The sequence below is a fragment of the Bradyrhizobium sp. SEMIA genome, assembly GCF_014844175.1.
Lineage (GTDB): Bacteria > Pseudomonadota > Alphaproteobacteria > Rhizobiales > Xanthobacteraceae > Bradyrhizobium > Bradyrhizobium arachidis.
This window is the reverse complement of record NZ_CP046601.1, coordinates 148366-165786: the sequence shown is the minus strand read 5'-3', so window position 1 is coordinate 165786 and position 17421 is coordinate 148366. Positions and strand designations below refer to the sequence as shown.

At 65.5% G+C, this 17421-nt stretch carries 15 protein-coding genes and 2 pseudogenes; 8 read left to right on the top strand and 9 right to left on the bottom strand.

The genetic code is table 11. The features are described 5' to 3' along the window. Window positions 1-3: 3 nt before the first annotated feature. The 5 genes and pseudogenes from pyrF to dnaK form a co-directional block, all read right to left on the bottom strand. Window positions 4-714, bottom strand: a complete 711-nt coding sequence (gene pyrF, locus FOM02_RS00845; protein ID WP_027561638.1) for an orotidine-5'-phosphate decarboxylase — start codon at window positions 712-714, stop codon at window positions 4-6. A 6-nt stretch (window positions 715-720) separates the two neighbouring features. Then, window positions 721-1299, bottom strand: a complete 579-nt coding sequence (locus tag FOM02_RS00840) for an NADPH-dependent FMN reductase (protein ID WP_027561639.1) — start codon at window positions 1297-1299, stop codon at window positions 721-723. Between the two features lie 57 nt (window positions 1300-1356). Then, complete coding sequence (locus FOM02_RS00835) at window positions 1357-1956, bottom strand: class I SAM-dependent methyltransferase (RefSeq protein WP_027561640.1); 600 nt, start codon at window positions 1954-1956, stop codon at window positions 1357-1359. Window positions 1957-2044: 88 nt separating this feature from the next. Further along, window positions 2045-3174: pseudogene (dnaJ, locus tag FOM02_RS00830) on the bottom strand (molecular chaperone DnaJ). A gap of 244 nt (window positions 3175-3418) precedes the next feature. Further along, window positions 3419-5320 carry a molecular chaperone DnaK gene (dnaK, locus tag FOM02_RS00825; RefSeq protein ID WP_025033017.1) on the bottom strand — a complete coding sequence of 634 codons (1902 nt, stop codon included), beginning with the start codon at window positions 5318-5320 and terminating at the stop codon, window positions 3419-3421. A 397-nt stretch (window positions 5321-5717) separates the two neighbouring features. Here dnaK and FOM02_RS00820 point away from each other — a divergent pair, with 397 nt between their 5' ends. Together FOM02_RS00820 and pncA are read left to right on the top strand one after the other, a co-directional pair. Then, window positions 5718-6659, top strand: coding sequence for a hypothetical protein (locus FOM02_RS00820; RefSeq protein ID WP_027561642.1), 942 nt, complete (start codon window positions 5718-5720; stop codon window positions 6657-6659). 274 nt (window positions 6660-6933) lie between these two features. After that, window positions 6934-7656 carry a bifunctional nicotinamidase/pyrazinamidase gene (gene pncA / locus FOM02_RS00815; RefSeq protein WP_027561643.1) on the top strand — a complete coding sequence of 241 codons (723 nt, stop codon included), beginning with the start codon at window positions 6934-6936 and terminating at the stop codon, window positions 7654-7656. 59 nt (window positions 7657-7715) lie between these two features. Here pncA and grpE read toward each other — a convergent pair whose 3' ends face one another. Next, on the bottom strand, window positions 7716-8315 hold the full coding sequence (grpE, locus tag FOM02_RS00810; protein ID WP_027561644.1) for a nucleotide exchange factor GrpE: 600 nt from the start codon (window positions 8313-8315) through the stop codon (window positions 7716-7718). 96 nt (window positions 8316-8411) lie between these two features. Then, window positions 8412-9500, bottom strand: coding sequence for a heat-inducible transcriptional repressor HrcA (gene hrcA, locus FOM02_RS00805; RefSeq protein ID WP_027561645.1), 1089 nt, complete (start codon window positions 9498-9500; stop codon window positions 8412-8414). A 169-nt stretch (window positions 9501-9669) separates the two neighbouring features. Here hrcA and rph point away from each other — a divergent pair, with 169 nt between their 5' ends. Genes rph through hemW form a run of 3 tightly spaced genes read left to right on the top strand, consistent with a single transcriptional unit; the run spans window position 9670 to window position 12230 of the window. Further along, the gene (gene rph / locus FOM02_RS00800) at window positions 9670-10383 is read left to right on the top strand and encodes a ribonuclease PH (protein WP_027561646.1); all 714 of its coding nucleotides are present in this window, start codon (window positions 9670-9672) and stop codon (window positions 10381-10383) included. 10 nt (window positions 10384-10393) lie between these two features. Beyond that, complete coding sequence (gene rdgB, locus FOM02_RS00795) at window positions 10394-11029, top strand: RdgB/HAM1 family non-canonical purine NTP pyrophosphatase (RefSeq protein ID WP_027561647.1); 636 nt, start codon at window positions 10394-10396, stop codon at window positions 11027-11029. A gap of 16 nt (window positions 11030-11045) precedes the next feature. After that, window positions 11046-12230: a radical SAM family heme chaperone HemW gene (hemW, locus tag FOM02_RS00790; protein ID WP_051378281.1), complete on the top strand. Its 1185-nt coding sequence runs from the start codon at window positions 11046-11048 to the stop codon at window positions 12228-12230. A gap of 118 nt (window positions 12231-12348) precedes the next feature. On the opposite strand, the gene FOM02_RS00785 is transcribed toward hemW, so the two are convergent. Next, window positions 12349-13584 (bottom strand): penicillin-binding protein activator, encoded by a 1236-nt coding sequence (locus FOM02_RS00785; protein WP_027561649.1) that lies wholly within the window; start codon window positions 13582-13584, stop codon window positions 12349-12351. Window positions 13585-13936: 352 nt separating this feature from the next. Between FOM02_RS00785 and rsmI the strand changes: the two genes are divergently transcribed. From rsmI to gshB, 3 genes and pseudogenes are all read left to right on the top strand, one after another. After that, entirely contained in the window at window positions 13937-14887 is a 951-nt protein-coding gene (gene rsmI / locus FOM02_RS00780) for a 16S rRNA (cytidine(1402)-2'-O)-methyltransferase (RefSeq protein WP_027561650.1), read from the top strand. Next, window positions 14874-15275: a YraN family protein gene (locus FOM02_RS00775; protein ID WP_027561651.1), complete on the top strand. Its 402-nt coding sequence runs from the start codon at window positions 14874-14876 to the stop codon at window positions 15273-15275. Before rsmI ends, FOM02_RS00775 begins: the two co-directional genes overlap by 14 nt. 10 nt (window positions 15276-15285) lie before the next feature. Then, window positions 15286-16231, top strand: a pseudogene (gshB, locus tag FOM02_RS00770) (glutathione synthase). Window positions 16232-16255: 24 nt separating this feature from the next. Here the strand turns inward: gshB and FOM02_RS00765 are convergent. Then, window positions 16256-17254, bottom strand: a complete 999-nt coding sequence (locus FOM02_RS00765; protein WP_231164172.1) for a helix-turn-helix transcriptional regulator — start codon at window positions 17252-17254, stop codon at window positions 16256-16258. Window positions 17255-17421 lie beyond the last annotated feature (167 nt).

Below are 17421 nucleotides of genomic sequence, written 5' to 3'. Positions count from 1 at the left end.
TCGTTAGCCAAGCGCTTGCGCGATCTCGGTCTGGATAGCTTCAGCAACCGCCTTGGGATCGGCGGCTTCCACCACCGGCCGCCCGACGACGAGATAATCCGCGCCCGCGACAATCGCGCGACCGGGCGTCATGATGCGCTTCTGGTCACCTGTTGCCGAGCCCGCCGGGCGGATGCCGGGCGTGACGAGATGCATCTGGTGACCGACGATCTTGCGAAGGCTGCCGACTTCCTCGGGCGAGGACACGAGGCCGTCGACGCCGAGCACCTGCGCCTGCTGCGCGCGCGCCTCGACCAGCTCGGAGACACCGAGCCGGTAGCCGGCCGCGTGCAGATCGTCCTCATTGTAGGAGGTCAGCACCGTGACGGCGAGGATCTTCAGCTTCGAAGAGCCGCGGCCTTCGACAGCGCCCTTCATGGTCTGCGGGTAGGCGTGCACGGTGAGAAAGGTCGCACCCAGCTTCGTGATGCTCTCGACGCCCTGCGTCACGGTGTTGCCGATGTCGTGCAGCTTGAGATCGAGAAAGACCTTCTTGCCCTTGTCGGCAAGCTTGGCGACGAGCGGCAGGCCGCCGGCATAAGCGAGGCGGTAGCCGATCTTGTAGAAGCTGACGCTGTCGCCGAGCCGAGCGATCATCGCCTCCGCGGCATCGACGCTGGGCAGATCGAGCGCGACGATCAGGCGGTCTTTCGGGACGATCTCGGCTGGCGTCATGTCACCTCACATCATGCGTTGGGAAATGTCGATCAACTGCGCGACCAGCTGCTTCAACGCGGCGATATCGCCCTCGTTCTTCAGCCTGTCCATATCGTCATAGGCCTGGTCGGCAAAGGCGAGCGTGAGTTGGCTGGCAATCACGTTGGCGTGGCAGGAGGTCAGGATCAGCCTGAGCGCCTGGAGCGCGCGCGCGGCACCTAACCGGCTCTGCGATGCGCCGGCAAGCGCGAAGGGACGGTTGCGGAACACGTCGCCGCGCGCCTCTTGCAGCTCCTGCACGCGGCTGACCCAGTCGATCGCGTTCTTCAGCAGCGGCGGCACCGAGGCGTTGTATTCGGGCGTGACGAGCAAGACGCCATGATGCGCGCCGATCATGCGCTTGAGATTGATGGCGTGCTTAGGAATGCCTGACTTGGCCTGGAGATCGCCGTCGTAGATCGGCAGCGGGAAATCGGCGAGCGAGATGCGGGTGACGTCGACGCCGGCCTGGGCGAATTCATAAGCGGCTACCGCCGCCAGCTTCGCATTGTGCGAGCCGGTGCGCAGCGAGCCGGGAATGACCAGGATTTTGGGTGCGGGCATCCGATCCAATGCGTGCGGCGAAACGAGCCCGCCGCGCAAAGGGAAATGCCGGCGGAATTAGTCTTTGCGATACACCCAGACGCGGGCCGGCGGAAGGTTCATCCAGATCCGTTCCGAGGCCTCTGTGGACACGCCGGGCAGCGATTTCGGGATCGGCGGGACCACTGCATAGGTGAATTGGACGAAGGGCGCGCCGGGCGCCAGCGCCGTGAAGGCATCGCGGATCAGCCGCAGCCGCGTCAGCATCGGTTTTGTCACCAGCGGCAGGCCCGAGACGACGGCGCTCGCCGGCGCGCTCAGCACGTTCCAGAGCGTGTCGCGCAGGCGGTAGGCATCGCCCTGCACCACCTTGGCTTGCGGGTAACGGTCGCGCAGCAGCGCGCAGAAGCCGGGATTGTATTCGACGAGGACGAGACGCTTCTGGTCGACGCCGCGCTCGACCAGAGCCGAGGTGATGGCGCCGGTGCCGGGCCCGAGCTCGACCACCGGGGCATCCGAATCGATATCGACGTAATGCGCCATGGTCCGGGCCAGGAGCTTGCCCGACGGCATCACCGCGCCCATATGCAGCGGTTTTTCGATCCACGACCTGAGAAAACGCACCTCGTCGTCGAGACGAGGCTTCTTCAACGCACGCGCGGACGATGGCAAGGGCATGTCTGGACCGGACGGGACCGCGTGACCGCGGCGTGTCAGAAAATGGTCATAAACAGGTATAGGCCGAAGGCGGCACGGTCAAGACGAGTCAGTTCGCCCGATTACTGAAGAGATCCTTGACCTTGGCGAAGAAGCCGACCGACTCCGGCTGGGTATTGCCGGAGGACAGTTTCTCGAATTCGGCCAGCAATTCCTGCTGCTTCTTGGTGAGATTCTGCGGGGTCTCGACCGCGACCTGGACGTACATGTCGCCGGTCTGGCGCGAGCGCAGCACCGGCATGCCCTTTGATGCGATGCGGAATCGGCGGCCCGACTGGGTTCCGGCCGGCACCTTCACCTTGGTTTTCCCGCCCTCGATGGTCGGCACCTCGAATTCGCCGCCCAAGGCGGCCGTCACCATCGAGATCGGGACCCGGCAGTGCAGGTCGGCGCCATCGCGCTGGAACAGCTGGTGCAGCGCCAGCGACAGGAAGATGCAGAGGTCGCCGGGCGGACCGCCGCGGACGCCGGCTTCGCCTTCGCCGGCGAGCCTGATCCTGGTGCCGTCCTCGACGCCCTGGGGAATGTTGACCGAGAGCGTACGCTCGCGGGTGACCCGGCCCTGGCCCGCGCAGGACGGGCAGGCGTCCTCGATCATCTGGCCGCGGCCTGGCAACCGTGACAGGTCCGCTCCAGCGTGAAGAAGCCCTGCGACTGCCGCACACGGCCGGCGCCGCCGCAGGTCGAACAGGTCTTCGGCTTGGTGCCGGCCTTGGCGCCGATGCCCGAGCAGGCCTCGCAGGTCACCGAGACCGGAATCTCGATCTGCGCGGTCTTGCCGCCGAAGGCTTCCTCGAGCGTGATCTCCATGTTGTAGCGCAGGTCCGCCCCGCGCTCGCGGCCGCCGCGGCCGCGCTGCCCGGCCATGCCGAACAGGTCTTCGAAGATGTCGGAGAAGGAGGAGGCGAAGCCCGCGCCGAAACCGGCGCCGCCGCCAAAGCCGCCGCCCTGCTCGAAAGCTGCATGGCCGAAGCGGTCGTAGGCGGCCCGCTTGTCCTTGTCCTTGAGGACCTCGTAGGCCTCGTTGATTTCCTTGAACTTGACCTCGCTGCTGTCGTCACCGGGATTGCGATCCGGGTGGAATTTCATCGCAAGCTTGCGAAAGGACGATTTCAAGACGGAATCGTCAGCGGTGCGTTCGACTTCGAGGGTTTCGTAATAGCAGCGCTTGGTGGACATGGCAGGCTCGGTCTATCCAATCGCGAGTCAAGTCGGAGCGAAACAACGTCGCCACGCGACGATATAGGCAGCCTTCTGATTTGCGGCAGAGGGCTGCATGGCAGCGTTGAGCATAGATGCTGGGATTTGATTGATCGTAACGGGCATCCCGCCCGCCCGTCCCGACACGACGGCCTCCCCCTTGAGGGGGGAGGCCAGTTTAGCGTGTGGGGTCCAAGCCGTCCGCATCACACCCTCTCGGGGTTCAGGCGGACTTCTTGTTGTTCTTGTCGTCGTCGACCTCGGTGAACTCCGCGTCGACGACGTCGTCCTTGGCCGCATCCTTCTTGGCGTCGGCCTCGGCCTGCTGCTTGTACATGGCCTCGCCGAGCTTCATCGAAGCCTGGGCCAGCGTCTGGGTCTTGGCCTTGATCGCCTCGGCATCGTCGCCCTTCAGCGCTTCCTTGAGGTCGCTGACGGCATCCTCGATGGCGCGGCGCTCGCTCTCGGCGACCTTCGAACCGTGTTCGGCCAGAGCCTTCTCGGTCGAATGCACGAGACCATCCGCCTCGTTCTTGGCAGTGACGGCCTCGCGGCGCTTCTTGTCCGCCTCGGCATTGGCCTCGGCGTCCTTGACCATCTTCTCGATGTCGGCTTCCGACAGACCACCGGAGGCCTGGATGCGGATCTGCTGCTCCTTGCCCGTGGCCTTGTCCTTGGCCGAAACGTTGACGATGCCGTTGGCGTCGATGTCGAAGGTCACCTCGATCTGCGGCATGCCGCGCGGCGCCGGCGGAATGCCCATCAAATCGAACTGGCCGAGCATCTTGTTGTCGGCCGCCATCTCACGCTCGCCCTGGAAGACGCGGATGGTGACCGCGTTCTGATTGTCCTCGGCGGTCGAGAACACCTGGCTCTTCTTGGTCGGGATCGTGGTGTTGCGGTCGATGATGCGGGTGAACACGCCGCCCAGCGTCTCGATGCCCAGCGACAGCGGGGTCACGTCGAGCAGCAGCACGTCCTTGACGTCGCCCTGGAGCACGCCGGCCTGGATCGCGGCACCGATCGCCACGACTTCGTCCGGGTTGACGCCCTTGTGCGGCTCCTTGCCGAACAGCTGCTTCACGACTTCCTGGACCTTCGGCATGCGCGACATGCCGCCGACCAGCACGACTTCGCCGATCTCACCGGCGGTGACGCCGGCGTCCTTCAGCGCCTTGCGGCAGGGCTCGACGGTCTTCTGGATGAGGTCGTCGACCAGCGCCTCGAACTTGGCGCGGGTGAGCTTCATCGTCAGATGCTTCGGGCCGGTCTGGTCCGCGGTGATGAAGGGCAGGTTGATCTCGGTCTGCGTCGTCGACGACAGCTCGATCTTGGCCTTTTCAGCGGCTTCCTTCAGGCGCTGCAACGCGAGCTTGTCGTTGCGCAGGTTGATGCCCTGCTCCTTCTGGAACTCGTCGGCCAGATAACCCACGAGGCGCATGTCGAAATCTTCGCCGCCGAGGAAGGTGTCGCCGTTGGTCGACTTCACCTCGAACACGCCGTCGCCGATTTCGAGAATGGAGATATCAAACGTGCCGCCGCCGAGGTCGTACACGGCGATGGTGCCGGCCTTGGTCTTGTCGAGGCCATAGGCGAGCGCGGCCGCGGTCGGCTCGTTGATGATGCGCAGCACTTCAAGGCCCGCGATCTTGCCGGCGTCCTTGGTCGCCTGGCGCTGGGCGTCGTTGAAGTAGGCAGGAACGGTGATGACGGCCTGGTCGACCTTCTGGCCGAGATGGGCTTCCGCGGTCTCCTTCATCTTCTGCAGGATGAAAGCCGAGACCTGTGAGGGCGAGTAGGTCTGGCCGTCGGCCTCGACCCAGGCGTCGCCGTTGGAAGCCTTCACGATCTTGTACGGAACGAGCTTCTTGTCCTTCTCGACCATCGGGTCGTCGTAGCGGCGGCCGATCAGGCGCTTCACTGCGAAGAACGTACGCTCGGGATTGGTAACGGCCTGGCGCTTGGCAGGCTGGCCGACGAGGCGCTCACCGTCGTCCGTGACGGCGACGATCGAAGGCGTCGTGCGCATGCCTTCGGAATTCTCGATGACTTTGGCGTTCTTGCCATCCATTACGGCGACGCACGAGTTCGTGGTGCCGAGGTCGATCCCAATGACCTTTCCCATGGTCCTGATATCCTTCTTTTTGCGGCAGGTTGGCTGGGCCCAGAAGGCACCCGAACCGAAACCCCCTAAGATCAAACATCCGCGATATTGCGATGATTGAGGCTCATATAGGAGGGGGGGAGGGGGCCGCAAGGACCGAACGCAAGTTTCGGCCGTGAAAACATTGGGTTTTGGAAGAACATATCCGGGCTCAACCGCCCTTGCGGGTGAGGAAATATTAACAGGTCCGGCGGTCCGCCAGCCCCCGCCACCGTGATCCGCCCCGCCCTGTTACCGGCAGGCCAAACCCGCTACAAGGCGGACCGGCCGGACAGCCTCGCCACCGGGCTGCTTCGCGCGACAAAGGGCCCGATCGCCGACCATCGAACGGCCTCAATGTGAACCAATCAGAGTGCCCATGAAGCTGATCCGCCCCCTCGCTGCGCTCGCCCTCCTCGTTGCCTCGGCGCTGCCGGCCCTTGCTGCCGACGCCATTTACCCGCCCGGACTTCGTCTCGGCATGGTGCCGTTGGTCGGGCTGAACACGGCCAAAACCTTTCCGGGCTTCGAGAGCGAGGACGGCAGCGTCAAGGTGCTGATCACCGAGCTGCCGCCGGCGGCCTATGGCGAGGTCGTCAGCGCCTTCAATTCCAATCCGGCTGGCACTGGCGGCGTCAAGCAGGACAAGATCGAGACCCCCGCGGGTCTTGCCTATTTCACCACCGAAAGCGGCAAGGCGGGCGACACCCCGGTGAAGCGCTATTCGATGATCGTGCCGGGCGCCGGCTTCTCCGGCTATGTCGCGGTCCAGATTCCGGAGAACGCGACCAAGATCTACACCGACGAGGCGGTGCGGCAGATGTTTGCCAGCGCCACCACCCGCAAGCAGGTCTCGGCCGAAGAGCAGATCGCGCTGATGCCGTTCAAGATCACTGATCTGGCCGACTTCAAGGACATCCGCACGCTGGCGCCGGGCTCCAGCATCATCCTCGCCGACGGCAACGAGAGCACCGGCTATGAGCAGAAGCCGTTCATGATCCTCGGCCTGATCGGCGCCACCCCGCAAGCCGCCGACGACCGCGCCCGCTTCGCCCAGGAGGCGGCGCTCCAGATCCCCGGCGTGCGCGAGTCGCGCGTCACCATGTCGGAGCCGATCCGCATCAACGGCCAGCAGGGCTTTGAGACCCGGATCGACGGCGTCAGCGGCAAGGACAAGGTCCCGGTGACCGTGGTGCAGTGGATCCGCTTCTCGACCGGCGGCGCCTCGCTGCGCATCATCGCCAGCGCCCCGCGCGACCAGTGGCAGGCCGCCTTCACCCGCTTCCGCGCGGTGCGCGACGGGATTCAGCCAAAGGGGTAGCAACACATTCGGTGTCGTCCCCGCGAAGGCGGGGACCCATACCGCGTGATCTGGCGATCGTGATCGGTCGCAGTACCAAGCGTCTTCGCCAAACATCTCCCTGTGGTTATGGATCCCGGATCGGCGCGCGCCTGAGGGCGCGCTTGTCCGGGACGAGCGATGTTGGGGCCGGCAAGCCCAACCCCTCACCAAAGCCGGCTGCATTTTCGGGCTTCAGTTCGCTCGCGCGCGGAACTAGGCTTTGCCTCCATTGGCTCACAAGGGGAGGCGAACGATGCTGGATCGGCGACAAATCCTGGCGGCGCTTGGAACGACGGCGCTTGCTGCCCTCACTCCGACCGCACTCCTCGCAGCGGCATCGATCAAGCCGGACGACACCTCGGCGCTGCTCGTGATCGACGTGCAAAACTGCTTCCTGCCCGGCGGCAGCCTCGCGGTGAAGGAGGGCGAGCAGGTGGTGCCCGTCATCAACAAGATCGCGAAAGGTTTTGCGAATGTGGTGATGACGCAGGACTGGCACACGCCCGGCCACATCTCGTTCGCCTCGGTGCATTCCGGCAAGAAGCCGTTCGAGACCGTCGATTTGCCCTACGGCAAGCAGGTGCTGTGGCCCGACCATTGCGTGCAGGGTACCGACGGCGCGTCGCTGTCGAAGGACCTCGCGATCCCGCACGCCGAGCTCATCATCCGCAAGGGCTTTCACAAGGACGTCGACAGCTATTCGGCGTTCCTCGAAGCCGACGGCAAGACCTCCACGGGCCTCGCCGGTTATCTCAAGGGCCGCAAGATCAAGCGCGTCTTCGTTGCGGGATTGGCGACGGATTTCTGCGTCGCCTGGACCGCGCTCGACGCGCGCAAGGCTGGCTTCGAGGTCTATGTCGTGGAAGACGCCTGCCGCGGCATCGACACGCAGGGCTCGCTCGCCAAGGCCTGGGCCGATATGGCCAAGGCCGGGGTGAAGCGGATCCAGTCGGCGGATATCGCGGTGAGTGCGTAGGCTCTCACACAGTCGTTCCGGGGCGGCTCGCAGAGCCGAACCCGGAATGACGCCCGAACTCAGTTCACTTCGTTGCTGTTGGCCGCCGCCTTCGCGCCGCCCTTGGCGACACCGACCAGGGCCGGGCGCAGCACGCGCTCGCCGATGGTGTAGCCGGCCTGCACGACCTGCACCACGGTGCCCGACGGCACCGACGCATCGGGTACTTCGAACATCGCCTGCTGGAAGTTCGGATCGAACTTCTGGCCCTGCGGGTCGAACTTCTTCACGCCGTGCTTTTCCAGCGCGTTGAGCAGCGAGCGCTCGGTGAGCTCGACGCCCTCGATCAGGGAGATCAGGCCGGGATCGGCCGCGGCCCGCGCCTCGGCCGGAACGGCATCGAGCGCGCGCTGGAGATTGTCGGCGATGTCGAGCACGTCGCGGGCAAAGCCGGTGATGCCGTAGAGGCGGGCGTCGGCGACCTCCTTGGTGGTGCGCTTGCGCAAGTTCTCCATCTCGGCCAGCGTCCGCAGCATGCGGTCGCGCGCCTCGGCGGCTTCCTTCTGCAAGGTTTCGACCGAACCCGGCTCGGGATCGTCGGGCATGATGTAGGGTTTTGACACCACGGGCTCGCCGGTCGGTGCGGTCGTGTCTTCGGGTTGCCGGTCTCGATCGGTCATCGGCTCAAATCTCGAACTCGTTTCCAGGGATTGTTGGCCCGGATATCGTGCCTAAGCGGGCGAAAATCAAGCGCCCGTGATCGGCGCAAATGCCGGTCAGCCCCCCAGGAGCCGGCTGACGATGCGGGCGGCGTAGTCCACGGTCGGGATCACGCGGGCATAATTCAGCCGCGTCGGCCCGATCACGCCCAAAACGCCGACGATATGACCGGCGGCATCCCGATACGGCGAGATGATCGTCGAGGAGCCGGACAAGGAAAACAGCTTGTTCTCCGAACCGATGAAAATGCGCACGCCCTCGGCGGTCTCAGCGCGGCCCAAGAGGTCGATCACGCCGCGCTTGGTCTCGAGATCGTCGAACAACAGGCGAACCCGCTCCAGATCCTCCAGCGCGTGCAGATCCTCGAGCAGATTAGCGTGGCCGCGGACGATGAGCTGGCGATCCTCGTTCTCGCCGCCGGACCAGCTCGCGATCCCGGCGGAAATCACCTTCTGCGTCAGCTGATCGAGCTCGGCGCGGGCTTCGCCCAGCGCGGTTTCGAGCTCGAGCCGCGCTTCGGCGAGCGTGCGGCCGCGAATGCGCGCATTGAGGAAATTGCCGGCCTCGGTGATCGCCGAGGAGGGAACTCCGGGCGGTAGCGTCAGCACGCGGTTTTCGACCTGGCCGTCTTCGCCGACCAGGATCACCAGCGCCTTCTCGGGTTCCAGGCGGACGAACTCGATATGCTTCAGCCGCGCATTGGATTTCGGCGTCAGCACCACCGCGGCCGCGCGGGTCAGGCCCGACAGCCGCGTCAACGCCTGGTCCAGCGCGGCCTCGACCGACTGCGCCTGGCCGACGCTGGCAAGCTGGCTCTGGATCGACTGCCGCTCGGCCTCGTTGAGGTCGCCGACCTGCATCAGGGCGTCGACGAAGAAGCGCAGGCCGAGTTCCGTCGGCAGCCGGCCGGCGGAGGTGTGCGGAGCATAGATCAGGCCGAGCTGTTCCAGATCGGCCATGACGTTGCGGACCGAGGCCGGCGACAGCGGCAGGGCGATCAGCCGCGAAATATTGCGCGAGCCGACCGGCTCGCCGGTCGCGAGATAGCTTTCGACAATTTGACGAAAGATGTCGCGGGAACGCTCGTTGAGCTGGGCGAGGCCTGCGCGCGGCGCGATCAGATGGATCGGATCGTGTTGGGCCACAGACGGTAACTCCTCTCAGATGCTCATAATTTGTCCATCCCCGATGCGTCTGACAAGCGTGGTGTTTGCGGGCCTGGAATCAGGGGACGAAAAGGCCTTGCCGCCCACCCTCACCCCACCTACAAGCACCGCGAACAGCCCTTTTCAGTGAGTTTTTGGAGGATTTTCCATGCGGCCAAGCCGCCGTGCGCCCGACGAATTGCGCCCCGTGACGCTGGAGCGTGGCGTGGTCAAATATGCGGAAGGCTCCTGCCTCGTGAAATTCGGCGACACCCATGTGCTGGTCACGGCCACTCTGGAAGACCGGCTGCCGCCATGGCTGAAGGGCCAGGGCCGCGGCTGGGTCACCGCCGAATACGGCATGCTGCCGCGCGCGACCTCGGAACGCACCCGCCGCGAAGCCTCCGCCGGGAAACAAAGCGGCCGCACGGTCGAGATCCAGCGCCTGATCGGCCGCTCGCTTCGCACCATCGTCGATCTCGAAGCGCTCGGCGAGCGCCAGATCACGGTCGATTGCGACGTGCTCCAGGCCGACGGCGGCACCCGCACGGCCTCGATCACCGGCGCCTGGGTCGCGCTCGCCGATTGCATCAACTGGATGAAGGCGCGCAACATGATCAAGACCAACGTCATGCGCGACAACGTCGCCGCGATCTCCTGCGGCATCTACAACGGCACGCCCGTGCTCGACCTCGACTATGCCGAGGATTCCGAAGCCGAGACCGACGCCAATTTCGTCATGACCGGCGATGGCCGGATCATCGAGGTGCAGGGCACCGCGGAACGCGAACCGTTCACGCAGGACGAGTTCCTGAAGCTGATCGCCCTGGCGCAGAAAGGCATCGCGCGCCTGGTGGACTTGCAGAAACTGGCCGTGGCGTAGTCAATAAGCCATGCACCGCCGAATCACCGGAAAGCTCGTCATCGCGACCCATAATCCCGGCAAGCTCGCCGAGATGAAGGAATTGCTCGCGCCTTACGGCATCGAGGCGGTGTCGGCCGGTGAGCTCGGCTTGGGCGAGCCGGAGGAAACCGGCAACGACTTCCGCAGCAATGCCGCGATCAAGGCGATCGCGGCGGCAAAGGCGACCAACCTTCCCTCTTTCGCCGATGATTCCGGCATCGTGGTCGACACGCTCGACGGCGCGCCCGGCATCTACAGCGCGCGTTGGGCCGGACCGAGCAAGGACTTTGCCGCGGCGATGGCCCAGATCGAGCGCCTGCTCCAGGAACGTGGCGCAACCACGCCAGCGAAGCGCACCGCGCATTTCGTTTCTGCGCTCTGCGTCGCGTGGCCTGACGATCATCTCGAAGAGGTCGAGGCGCGCGTCGACGGCACGCTGGTCTGGCCGCCGCGCGGGAATGCCGGTTTTGGTTACGATCCGATGTTCCTGCCTGACGGATACGACCGCACCTTTGGCGAGATGACCAGCATCGAGAAGCACGGCCTGCCGCCGCTCGGCCTCGGCCTGTCGCACCGCGCCCGCGCCTTCGTGAAACTGGCGGAGATCTGCCTTGAGCCGCGATAGAGCGTTTTCGAGCGAAGTGGTTACCGGTTCGCGCCAGGAAAACGCGTCAAAACAAGAATCTGAAGCCTTTGGCGTCTACGTGCACTGGCCGTTCTGCCTGTCGAAGTGCCCGTATTGCGACTTCAACAGCCATGTCCGCCATGCCGCGATCGACGAGGCACGCTTTGCCTCCGCCTTCGCGCGGGAGATCGCAACGACAGCGCAGCGCGCGCCCGGCCGCAAGGTCACCTCGATCTTCCTCGGCGGCGGCACGCCGTCATTGATGCAGCCCGCAACCGTCGGCGCCGTGCTCGACGCCATCGGCAAGCACTGGACCGTCGCGAGCGACGTCGAGGTCACGCTGGAAGCGAACCCGACCAGCGTCGAAGCCACGCGCTTTGCCGGCTATCGCGCCGCCGGCGTCAACCGCGTCTCGCTCGGCGTGCAGGCGCTCGACGATGCCTCGCTGAAGGCGCTCGGCCGCCTGCACAGCGCACGCGAGGCGCTCGATGCCGTCGCCATCGCGCGCCGCTCGTTCGACCGCTATTCGTTCGACCTGATCTACGCCCGCCCCGACCAGACGCCGGCGATGTGGGCCGATGAGCTGCGGCACGCCATCGATGAAGCCGCCGAGCATCTGTCGCTCTATCAGCTCACCATCGAGGAAGGCACGCCGTTCTTCGGCCTGCACCAGGCCGGCAAGTTGAAGACGCCGGACGAGGCGGTCGCCCGCGCGCTCTACGACGTGACGCAGGAGACCTGCGACAAGCTGGGGCTGCCCGCCTACGAGATCTCCAATCACGCGCGCCGCGGCGCCGAGTGCCGGCACAATCTGGTGTACTGGCGCGGCGAGGAATATGCCGGCATCGGCCCGGGCGCACATGGCCGCCTCGATATCGACGGCGTGCGCCATGCCACCGCCACCGAGAAGCGTCCCGAAGCCTGGCTGCTCCGGGTCGAGACCAACGGCCACGGCGTCGTCACCGACGATCTCCTCAACAGCGAAGAACGCGCCGACGAATTTTTGCTGATGGGATTGCGCCTCGCCGAGGGCATTGACCCCGCGCGGTACAAGGCGCTCTCCGGCCGTCCGCTCGATGCCGGCCGCATCGCGCTGCTGCGCGAGGAGGGCGCGATCATGGTCGATGCAACGGGCCGCCTGCGCGTGACGAGCAGCGGATTCCCGGTGCTGGATGCGGTGGTCGCGGATCTCGCGGCGTAACGAGCTCTCGTAGGGTGGGCAAAGGCGCACTCGCGCTGTGCCCACCATCTCTCACTACATCACGTGAAATTCGTGGGCACGCTTCGCTTTGCCCACCCTACGGGACCGTCGTCCTGAACTACGCCCCAAAGCTCTTCGGCGAGCCCGCAACCGCCACGCCGCCGCCAGTCGTCACCTTCATCACCGCAAGTCCGCGCTCATTGGTGCCATCCGCGCGGAAGCGGAACAGGCCGTCGATGCCGGCAAAGCCCGAGGGATTGGTGAGCACGTCCGCCGAGAAGCGCGTGGTGCCCTGCGTGCGCGCGAGCGCGGCGACGAGGGCGACGGCGTCATAGGCCAGCGTCGCGGTGCGGATCGGCTCGGCGCCATATTTGGTGCGATAGCGGCCGGAGAACGCGCGAAAACCGGCCGGATCCGGCGCAGCGTAGAGGCCACCTTGCAAGTTTTGGCTGGCATAGACGCGCGGATTGTCCCACAGGCCGGTGCCGAGCAGCTGGATGTTGCGCAAATTCGCGCCGGCCGCGGTCATCGCATCGGCCACCGCGACGACGGCATCGCCGTCATCGGCAATGAACAGCGCATCGGCGCTGCCGAGCTGCTGTGCGACCGTGCGCGCCGGCGTGGCGCGATCCGCACCATATCTTTCGAATGCGACGACGCGTCCGCCGCGCCGCGGCACCGCCGCCTTCACCGCGGCCTCGACGACATTGCCATAGGCATTGTCGGGCACGAGTACGGCGACCGAGCGCTTCCCGATGCTGGCGGAGTATTCAATGATGCGGTTGACGTCGGACTCGGGGAGGAAGCTCAGCAGATACACACCGCGGCCGGCGATGCTGGAATCGGTCGAGAACGCGATCACCGAGATGTTGCGCGTGCGCGCGACCTGCGCCACCGCCGGCACCGACTGCGCGAACAGCGGCCCCAAAATGATCTCGGCACCTTCCTCGACCGCCTGCTGCGCGCCGGCCTGCGCGCCCTGCGGGGTGCCATTGTCGTCCTTGATCAGCAGCTGGATGTTCGGGTTCTGGAACTCCGCCAGCGCCATCTCGGCGGCATTGCGCATCGACTGAGCGGCAAGGCCGGCATTGCCGGCGGCCGAGAGCGGCAGGATCACGGCTACCTTGACCCCGCCGGTGCCAGCGGTGGTCGCCTGTTGCGGCGGTCCGGCCGGCTGGGCCGGCGGCGGAGAGGAGCTGCTGAAGGGATTTGAGAACTGGCTGAGGCTTTGCTGCACGCCGGCGCAGGCCGAGAGCAGGGGGGCGCCGAGCAACAGGCCGAGCGCACCCCGCCGGGTCGCCCCGGACATTCGGGGCCCCTCAACGGGAGATTTCGGATCACGCGGGCCCAGCATTGCAGCTTCTCTTCTGACCAGCGATCGCCAGCCGGTCACAACATTCATTGCCGCGACAGAAGCCGCGGATTCAGGCATATTGTCGGCAAATAGTTAACCAAAACAAAAGGATAATGACCGCTTAACACGGCCGCACCCGTAGGTCCTGGCTGTCCGCCGACCCCTCGACAGCATCAAGGCGGCGTTTCCGCCGCGAATATGACGTTGACGCTTCATACCCTCTCGCATGTGACCCGGTGGATCACATTCCCGTCCTTTCCCGCCCCCACCCCGTCGTATCTTGGGTTTGGCCGCGATCTTTTTCGGAGGACCGGTTCCCAGCCCCGGGGATCATGCCTAAGTTCGATTCATTATGCGCGCAAAGCCGGCCCCGATAAATACGCCTGAAGGCCCAGACGCCGCTCCACGCGGTTTCTCCATCGACGCCCATCGGCTCCCGGCCCCGAAGGCGGCGCCGGGCCTGTATCTGGTCGCAACCCCCATCGGCAATCTTGGCGACATCACGCTGCGCGCGCTTCAGACCCTCGCCGGCGTCGACGTCATCGCCTGCGAGGACACCCGCATTACGCGCCGCCTGACCGAGCGCTACGATATCTCCGCCCAGCTCAAGCAATATCACGAGCACAACGCCGAGGCCGCGCGCCCAAAGATCCTGGAGGCGCTTGCCGCGGGCGGCTCGGTCGCGCTGGTGTCGGACGCCGGCACGCCGCTGATCTCCGACCCCGGCTTCAAGCTGGTGCGCGAGGTCTGCGCCGCCGGCCATGCGGTCTATGCGCTGCCCGGCCCGTCCTCGGTGCTGGCCGCGCTGTCGGTCGCCGCGCTGCCGACCGATCGTTTCTTCTTCGAGGGTTTCTTGCCGGCCAAATCAGCGGCGCGAAAATCGCGCCTGGCCGAGCTCGCCCGCATCGATGCGACCCTGGTGATGTTCGAATCCGGCAATCGCGTGCAGGATACGCTGGCCGAGCTCGCCGAGATCATGGGCAGCCGCGAGGCCGCGATCTGCCGCGAGCTGACCAAGCTGCACGAGGAGATTTCGCGCGCAACGCTAGCCGAGCTGGCGCGTGACGCCGCTGGGCTGGAGACGCGCGGCGAGTTCGTGCTGGTGATCGCTCCGCCGGCGGCCGACGCCGAGGTGCTGACATCGGATGCGCTGGACGATCTCCTGCGCGAGCAGCTGGCCGCGCACAGCGTCAAGGATGCCGTTGCGCATGCGGTTGCGCTCTCGGGCCGGCCGCGCCGCGAGGTTTATGCCCGCGCGCTCGAGCTCGCCAAGGACCTGCGGGGCGGCGATGGCGAAGACTAGGGGCGACGCGGAACCGAAAGTCGCCTCGCCCGAGCGCGTCGCCGCGTTCCGCACCGGCATCTCGGCCGAAAGCCGCGCCGCCGCCTATCTCATGGCCAAGGGCTACCGCATCCTGGCAAAGCGCTACCGCACGGCGCATGGCGAGATCGATCTCGTGGCGCGCCGCCGCAATTTGATCGCCTTCATCGAGGTCAAGGCCCGCGCCAGCCTCGATGACGCCGCTTATGCGGTGACCCCGCGCCAGCAGCAGCGCATCATCGACGCCGCGCAAGGCTGGCTCGTGGCGCATCCCGAGCATGCCGAATTCGAATTGCGATTCGACGCCATGCTGATTGCGCCGCGCTCACTTCCGCGCCATGTGTTGGCGGCATTCGACGCCTCGACCTGAAAGGCAGACCATGAAACTCAACGTCGCCGTCCAGATGGACCCCATCGCCCGCATCAACATCAAGGGCGATTCGACCTTCGCGCTGCTGCTGGAGGCGCAGAAGCGCGGCCATGGCCTGTCCTATTACACCCCCGACAAGCTCTCGATGGTCGGCGACGAGATCGTGGCTCCGGTCCAGCTGCTGACCGTGCGCGACGAGCCCGGCGACCATTTCACCCTCGGCGAGCCAAGGCGCGAGGCGCTGAACGGCTTTGACGTGGTGCTGCTGCGCCAGGATCCGCCGTTCGACCTCGCCTACATCACCTCGACGCATTTCCTCGAGCGCATCCATCCGAAGACGCTGGTGGTCAACGACCCCGCCTCCGTGCGCAACGCGCCGGAAAAGCTGTTCGTGATGAACTTCCCGCAGCTGATGCCGCCGACCCTCGATCTCGCGCGACCTGGACGAGATCAACGCGTTCCGCGACAAGCACGGGGCCGTCGTGATGAAGCCGCTGCACGGCCATGGCGGCGCGGCGGTGTTCCGCGTGATGCCGCAGGACATGAATTTCGGCTCGCTGTTCGACATGTTCTCGGTCACCTTCAAGGAGCCCTGGGTGATCCAGCAATTCATTCCCGAGGTGAAGCACGGCGACAAGCGCATCATCCTCGTCAATGGCGAGTTCGCCGGCGCGGTGAACCGCGTGCCGGCCACCGACGACCTCCGCTCCAACATGGTGCGCGGCGGCGCGGCCAAGGAGACCGAGCTCACGCCGCGCGAGCGCGAGATCTGCGCGACGATCGGTCCGGCGCTGCGCGAGCGCGGCCTGCTGTTCGTCGGCATCGACGTCATCAACGGCAATCTCACCGAGATCAACGTGACCTCGCCCACGGGCATCCGCGCCATCGCGCGGCTCGGCGGCCCTGATGTCGCGGCGAAGATCTGGGACGCGATCGAGCAGAAGCGAAAGAAGTAGCTTCGGAGCCTTGCGTCGCCTCCTTCAGCCGCAAAATCCCCGAGCGCGCCGGGCTGTGTCGGACGGATACAATCCAAAGGCCGCTCGGTATGACGCCGCAAACCGGCCCATGTGGGTAAAGCCCCACTTCAGCGCGACTTCACTGACCGGAAGCAGATTCTCCGGTCGCGACAGCTCGTCGTGGATCGCTTCGAGTCGAATTCTGCGCAGATAGGCGACCGGCGTCGTGCCGTGGATTCGGCGAAATCCCGATTGCAGCAACCGGCTGCTGATCCCGACATTCCCGGAAATATCGGCGATCGTCAGCGGCAGATGCAGGTTGGCCCGCATGTACTCGACGGCCCGCCTGACGTGGCGAGGCGGCGCATCCATGGGATGGCGGTTCAGGCGGTCGGTCAGCCGATGCGGAACATTTTCTAGGATCAACTGCATCGCGGCTTCCGAGAGCAGAGCACTGGCTTTCGGCGAGCGTGCAAGAATCCCGTCACGCAGGCCGGCCGTACTGGCACGAATGAGCTGAAACAGGATCTGCCCGGCACTGGTCGACAAATCGAGCTTCGGCGTCAGATCGAGATCGTCCAGGGCCGCGCTTCCGAACGTCGCAGACAGAGCCTTGGTCACCACATCCGTGTGCAATGTCAGCGTGACACTCGAATATCTTCCATCCACCGCTTCGACGCTCTGCTCCTGCAGGTTCGGAAGCGACACGATGGCCACGTCAGTGGACGTTCGCTGTACGCTCTTTCCTGCGATGAGCAATTCGGCTTTGCCGGCGTTCAGCAGGCTGATGGCGAGCTCACCCGACGATTTGCCGTATGAATAGCGCCAGTCCCAGCCTGCGGACAGCTCCGCCCGCACCACGTCCATGCCGGCGCCGACTGCAACATCCGCATGCCAACGAAATGATCCGTCGGGCTTCGGCGCGGAATGAGCGTTGATCCCATGAGGCCGAAGTATTTCGAGCAGCTCCTGAAACGACGATCCTGATCGGGCAAGAGGCGCAGCGATTATGTCTTCGAGCATGCGATATCCATCGTTCAGGGCGTCCGCGAGAGACCGCAGCACCACGCTAGCACAATTCCAGTGAACGCGGGCCGAGCGGCCGCGCTCGATATCCAATTGCCGCACGAAACATCCAGATCGCGCAATTGTACCGCGGCACGCAGGCCAGAATCCGAACGCCTCCATCC